The following is a 5,871-nucleotide window of genomic DNA, read 5'->3' as shown; positions in this document are numbered from 1 at the left end:
AGAGTTTAAGTCTTCTGTTACAAAGAAAGCGAGCACGATGCCGAGGAATACGGTGTGCGTAATGGCGTCGGCCATCATGGACATACGGCGCAGCACGAGGAATACACCCGGGATAGCACACGCGATGGATACCGCAATGGCGATGAGTAAAATCTCTGTATGTACTGTCATGGGGCACCTCCTATGTGAGGCTGTCCACCCTCTGCTCTATATATCTTTTGTTGCAAATCGGCAGGACTTATCTTTGCGGTTTCAGATAGTAAAGCTTGTTTTGATTGTTTGTTTCTACGATATTGCCACAAGATGCCTCTATTAGGTGCAAATATGAGGCTCAACAGTACAATAACCGACAGAATGACGATGATCGCAGGACCTGTAGGCAGTTTTTGTACTGTTGTACTCCAAATGGTACCACCAATAGCAGATACCATACCGAAACATCCTGCTAGTATACACATGGTACCTAGCTTGTTCGTCCACTGACGGGCCCCTACGGCCGGTGCAATGAGTAGGGAACTGATTAAGATAGCACCTACTGATTGAATGCCGATGATGATGGTCATGATCAATAGAGATCGATATAAAATGAGTGTAAAGGTGACGGGTATTTGCAATGTTTTAGCGTATTCTACGTCAAAGGAAATGAGCTTTAGCTCTTTCCAAAATAAGGCTGTTAAAACGATAATGATGAGCGCTGCCGCCGATGTAATGTACACATCGCGAGCTAATATGGTGGCGGCCTGTCCAAATATAAATTTTGAAAGCCCCGCCTGACCTGCATTGTTCAGACTTTGAAGATAGGTGAGCAGAACCATACCAAGACCAAAGAAAGCAGATAGTATAGTAGCTAAAGCCCCATCAAATTTGATTTTACTATTTTCTACGGTGATGGTAATGAGCCACGCTGCAGTGATAGAGGACAGGGCGGCGCCCAAGATGAGAACCTCAATATCTTTGATGCCTGTAAGCAAAAAAGCGATGACTACACCAGGCAGCGCTGCATGGGAGAGGCCGTCACCGATGAGGCTTTCCTTGCGCAGTACAGCGAAGGTGCCTGCAATACCACTGGCAAGGCCCAAGAGAGCCGTGCCGAGCAATACCATCTGTGTCGTATAGGATTGGAGTATGGTCATACAATCCTCCCCTTGCCGTAGGTACGTTCGATGGTCTCATCGGTAAAGGTCTCTACTACGGGACCATAGGCAACGGTTTGCTTATTGACCATCGTTACCCAGTCGAAATATTGAGGTACCGTATTTAAATCGTGGTGTACGACGATCACCGTTTTGCCGCGTGCTTTCATTTCTTGTAAAAGGGAGATAATGGCGTGCTCCGTCGTTTTATCGACGCCCTTGAAAGGCTCGTCCATGAGATAAATATCTGCCTCTTGTACGAGGGCTCTCGCGAGGAATACACGCTGTTGTTGGCCCCCTGAAAGTTGACGAATTTGCCTATTTACATAGTCGCTCATGCCCATTTTTTCAATCATGGAGAGGGCCAGCTCCTTATCCTTTTTACTTGGTCGTTTGAACCAACCTAGATGACCATAGCGGCCCATAAGTACAACGTCTAATACGGTAGTAGGAAAGTCCCAGTCTACGCTACCGCTTTGAGGTACATAGGCGATTTTCTTGTAATCCTTTTTGTCCATTGCAAGGTGGTGGTCGATATAAAACTTAACACTACCTGAGATAACTGTTAATAGGCCTAACATGGCCTTTAATAATGTAGATTTACCGGCTCCATTAGGGCCGACGATAGCCGCTAAGGAACCGATGGGTACCTTCATATCTACGTCCCATAATACGGGTTTTGTCGTATAAGCTACGGTCATATCTTCAACTTCAACGGCCCATTCCATGGAGACCTCCTTTTATCAATAAGTGCTACTATCGCTGTATTATTAGTAGTACTTGTACTTACATAGGGCGTACACTGTATGTCGTCCTTGTTTTGAAACGTTATTTGTTATTTAAGTGCTTTAACGATAGTATCGATATTGGTTTTTACCATGCCGATATATGTGCCGCCTTCAGTGCCTTCAGAACCGAGGGAGTCGGAGTATAATTCGCCACCGATAGCAACGTTCCAGCCTTTAGCCTTAGCTGCTTCTTGAACGGCTTCAATTGTTTTGTGTGGTACAGAAGATTCTACGAAGATGGCTTTAATTTTATGATCTACGATGAATTGAACAAGTTCATTCACATCTTGTGTGCCTGCTTCTGTAGCAGTACTTACACCTTGCAAACCTTTTACTTCAAAGCCATACGCGCGAGCAAAGTATTGGAAGGCATCGTGTGCTGTTACGAGAACGCGAGATTCTTTAGGAATTGATTCTGCTTGAGTTTTGATGTAAGCATCTGTTTCATCTAATTTAGTGAGGTACGCATCATAGCGTTTCTTGAAATCCTCTTTGTGAGCTGGATCTGCTTTCGCAAGACCTTCGTAAACCGCTTTGGCAGCAAGTTTCCAGTTAGCTACATCGAACCAAATATGAGGATCTTTAGTTTTCACGCCATCTTCTTCGTCAAAGTCGAGTAGAGTAGCTGGATCAATGGCGTCGGATACGCGGATAGTAGCTTTATTTTGTTTTGTTAAATTGTCAAAAATGGAACCCATTTTACCTTCTAAGTGAATGCCGTTGTACACCACAACATCTGCCTTAGACATAGTTGTTACATCGCCGGCGCTCGCTTGATAGAGGTGAGGGTCTACGCCAGGGCCCATGAGTCCTTGGACGGATACATGGTCACCGCCAATTTCTTTTACTAAATCCGTTAACATTGTAGTAGTAGCCACAACATTTAATTTTTTCTGGCTGTCTTGGGCTGCATCTTTTCCACAGCCTGCTAATGCGAATAACATAAGTGCTAATGATACGACGATTAGTAAGATTCGATTGAATTTCATAATAAACCTCCTTTTTATAGTTAGTGAATTTAAAATCTTTAATTATCTTGATAACTACCTTCATTTAAGCGGAAAAATAGCCGCTACTAACGTAGCGGCTATTGGCAGTTATACGGTCTTCTGCTAAGGTCACGATCATTTAGTGGATGAGAGCTTGTAAATGGTTCGGTCCAACGAGGGCAACGATACCAAGTACCATCATGACCTTCATTTGAATACGCTTTCTACGTCTCATGATGAACCTCCTTTGTATTATTTTGTCATATCTACCTGATATGTAAGTCCGAACAGTTATCTTGAACTCAATATAACATAAATGAGAAAATTTATCAATAAGAAAATGTTCTTTAAATATTCATCTTTATTTAGTATGATATTATTCATAGACTTACAATAAATAAGGAGGCATATTATGAATAAATTATTCCGATTCACTGCGGCGGCTTTACTTGTTGCATCCTTTGGCGTATTAGGTAACTATACAGCTGATGCGGCTAAGTTCTTAGAATCTCCGCGCGAAGTGGAAATTGTAAAACCTGAGTTGCCTGAGGTTCCTCAAACAGCTACGGTAGCGCCTAATATGCGCGTACGCTTCTTAATTGATAAAAAAGGTAACGTTAAAAACGTATTCGTAGAACGTTCCTCTGGCTATGCTCCAATTGATGAAGCAGTGAAGAAAGCCATTCTACAATGGAAATTTACACCTGCTATCGGCGTAGACCAAAAGGCTCATGAATCTATTATTGGGATGACAATTACTCTACCTAAACATGCTGTAACAGCTAAATAAGGAGAATGTGATGAATAAAGTGTTGCGTTGTACTGTATTAAGCGCATTGTTTGCAACGAGTATGGCAGCCACTGTGTTGGCGGCTCCATTTCAATTGCCTGTAGCGATATCTACACCATCTGTAGATCAAATTAATATTGCTGGTTATGGCGATTCAATTCAAAGTGCAGATGTGCGTTTTACCATCAATGAAGATGGCTCTGTAGGGGACGTAGAGGTTGTAAAATCTAGTGGGGTTACTGCTCTTGATGAGGCTCTTGTTGAGAAAATCTCCACATGGCGTTTCAACCCGGCTACAGACTCCAATGGTAATCCTGTAGCATCTTCTAAAACTGAATATATTGATTTTAGAAACTAATCAAAGGCGCTCATACTTAGTATGGGCGCTTTTTTAGAATCTTTCAAATATATCTAAATATGTATCTGTGGCAACTGAAAATTACTTTCAAAATGGATATAATAAAAGTATATTTAATATAGTAATAATATATTGTATATACTAATAGTCTTTGACCCGTGGAGGTATAAGCATATGAATCCATTAAAGCAAAAGCTAGACATTAATAACGAACGGTACAGAATTATTGTATCTATTAAAGAGGATTATTTAGACGGCAAATTATCCTTAGAAGAGGGTAACCGTATTTTGAAAGAAAAATTAGGTACTTGCACGCCTGATGAGTTTGCCTATGCAGAGCAAAGTTTGAAAGGTGTATATAAGGATGAAGAAATCCTAGATAAGATGGATGATTTATTGAACTTATTTGATGGCGTATTAGTACGCGCTGAAAATGAGTACCCTGAAAATCATCCATTATGGGCCTATTTGGAAGAGATTAATGCCGTTGAAAAAGTGGCGCTTGAAGCTGATGAATTGTTGAAACAAGATAAGTTTATTAAAAATCCGTGGCTCGGTGTATTTGATTCCTTAGCGCAATGGCGTATTCATCTATCCCGCAAGCAAAATCAATTATATCCAATGCTAGAGGATCATGGATTTGATCGTCCTACGCGTATTATGTGGACCTTTGACGATGGCGTGCGTGATGCCATCTCTGCGTCCTATGCATTGCTTCGTGAAGATAAATACGAAGAATTTTTAGCGTCTGTGCCAGAAACATTGGCGAAATTGCGCGATTTGAATTCCAAAGAGTTAGAGGTTTTATTGCCAACATCCTTTAAATTACTAAGTGATGAAGAATTTGTGCGCATGAGCAAAAACGATCATGAAATTGGTTATGCTATCATCAATCCGCCAGGTTTGTATGTCGTGGCAGGCATCAACGATTCAGCAGCTCAATTAAATGGAAATAACACTGGTCAAAATGGTGCAGTATCTAATGAGTTCCTAAATGATTTAGCAGGGTTATTATCCAAATACGTTGGTCCTGTAGGTGGGGCACAAGTTGGCAAGGATGCTGTTCTTGATGTAGCTACTGGAAAATTGACATTAGAACAAATCAATCTATTGTTCCGTCATCTTCCTGTAGATTTGTCCTATGTAGATGAAAACGAACTTGTTAAGTTCTACAGCGATACGCCACATCGTATATTCCCTCGCAGTGCCAATGTTATCGGTCGTGAGGTGAAGAATTGTCACCCTGCGAAATCCGTTCACGTTGTAGAAGAAATCGTTGAGAAGTTCCGCTCAGGTGAGCAAAGCCAAGCTGAATTCTGGATTAATAAACCGGGATTATTTATCTATGTTATCTACACTGCAGTACGTGATGAAAATGGTAAATTCCGTGGCGTTCTAGAAATGATGCAAGATTGCACTCATATCCGTGAATTGGAAGGTTCTCGCACACTATTAACTTGGGATAAGACAGAGTTTGTAGGAAATGCAGAAAATAGTACTGGTAAGGGTAATGATAATAATAAATCCTTAGCCCAAGAGGCTGCAGAAGAGGTAGATGAAGAGCCACTCGCTACCGATGCTGACGGTCGTTTCCATATCGATGCAAAGACAACTCTATCTAACTTGATTAAGCAAAGCCCTGAAGTGGTAGATTATTTGATTTCTTTGAATCCTAAATTTGAGAAATTGAAAACCCCAATGGTGAAAGTAATGGCTAAGGTGGCAACTATTAAGATGATTGCCGAACGTGGTGATTTTAATGTAGATGAACTAGTCGGTAAAATCGATGCCTTTATTAATAAAGCTAGAAAAT

The 5,871-nt window shown here is 41.2% G+C and carries 7 protein-coding genes; 3 read left to right on the top strand and 4 right to left on the bottom strand.

Annotated features, from left to right (window positions below):
- The 4 genes from Q7P05_RS03760 to Q7P05_RS03745 all read right to left on the bottom strand — a co-directional run.
- The coding region (locus tag Q7P05_RS03760) for a metal ABC transporter permease (protein WP_303930559.1) at positions 1–171 on the bottom strand (171 nt) is incomplete at its 3' end.
- Positions 168–1,133 carry a metal ABC transporter permease gene (locus Q7P05_RS03755; protein WP_303930558.1) on the bottom strand — a complete coding sequence of 322 codons (966 nt, stop codon included), beginning with the start codon at positions 1,131–1,133 and terminating at the stop codon, positions 168–170. The genes Q7P05_RS03755 and Q7P05_RS03760, both read right to left, overlap by 4 nt.
- Entirely contained in the window at positions 1,130–1,861 is a 732-nt protein-coding gene (locus tag Q7P05_RS03750; protein WP_303930555.1) for a metal ABC transporter ATP-binding protein, read from the bottom strand. The genes Q7P05_RS03755 and Q7P05_RS03750 overlap by 4 nt, the downstream gene beginning before the upstream one ends.
- A gap of 107 nt (positions 1,862–1,968) precedes the next feature.
- Positions 1,969–2,910: a metal ABC transporter solute-binding protein, Zn/Mn family gene (locus Q7P05_RS03745; RefSeq protein WP_303930552.1), complete on the bottom strand. Its 942-nt coding sequence runs from the start codon at positions 2,908–2,910 to the stop codon at positions 1,969–1,971.
- A gap of 412 nt (positions 2,911–3,322) precedes the next feature.
- On the opposite strand from Q7P05_RS03745, the gene Q7P05_RS03740 reads away from it, so the two are divergent.
- The 3 genes from Q7P05_RS03740 to Q7P05_RS03730 all read left to right on the top strand — a co-directional run.
- Positions 3,323–3,700 (top strand): energy transducer TonB, encoded by a 378-nt coding sequence (locus tag Q7P05_RS03740; RefSeq protein WP_303930550.1) that lies wholly within the window; start codon positions 3,323–3,325, stop codon positions 3,698–3,700.
- A gap of 10 nt (positions 3,701–3,710) precedes the next feature.
- Complete coding sequence (locus tag Q7P05_RS03735; protein WP_105090063.1) at positions 3,711–4,058, top strand: energy transducer TonB; 348 nt, start codon at positions 3,711–3,713, stop codon at positions 4,056–4,058.
- 174 nt (positions 4,059–4,232) lie between these two features.
- On the top strand, positions 4,233–5,871 hold a 1,639-nt coding region (locus tag Q7P05_RS03730; RefSeq protein ID WP_303930547.1), incomplete at its 3' end, for a PAS domain-containing protein.

This window comes from Veillonella dispar (assembly GCF_937975875.1).
GTDB classification, from domain to species: domain Bacteria; phylum Bacillota; class Negativicutes; order Veillonellales; family Veillonellaceae; genus Veillonella; species Veillonella dispar_B.
Note: the sequence above shows the minus strand (reverse complement) of the source record. Positions and strands in the feature narration are given on the sequence as shown.

What these genes read in the sequence shown, in the direction of transcription:
- Q7P05_RS03740 (WP_303930550.1), top strand. Translation starts at nt 3,323, where the DNA reads ATGAATAAATTATTCCGATTCACTGCGGCGGCTTTACTTGTTGCATCC.
- Q7P05_RS03750 (WP_303930555.1), bottom strand. Translation starts at nt 1,861, where the DNA reads ATGGAATGGGCCGTTGAAGTTGAAGATATGACCGTAGCTTATACGACA.
- Q7P05_RS03755 (WP_303930558.1), bottom strand. Translation starts at nt 1,133, where the DNA reads ATGACCATACTCCAATCCTATACGACACAGATGGTATTGCTCGGCACG.
- Q7P05_RS03735 (WP_105090063.1), top strand. Translation starts at nt 3,711, where the DNA reads ATGAATAAAGTGTTGCGTTGTACTGTATTAAGCGCATTGTTTGCAACG.
- Q7P05_RS03745 (WP_303930552.1), bottom strand. Translation starts at nt 2,910, where the DNA reads ATGAAATTCAATCGAATCTTACTAATCGTCGTATCATTAGCACTTATG.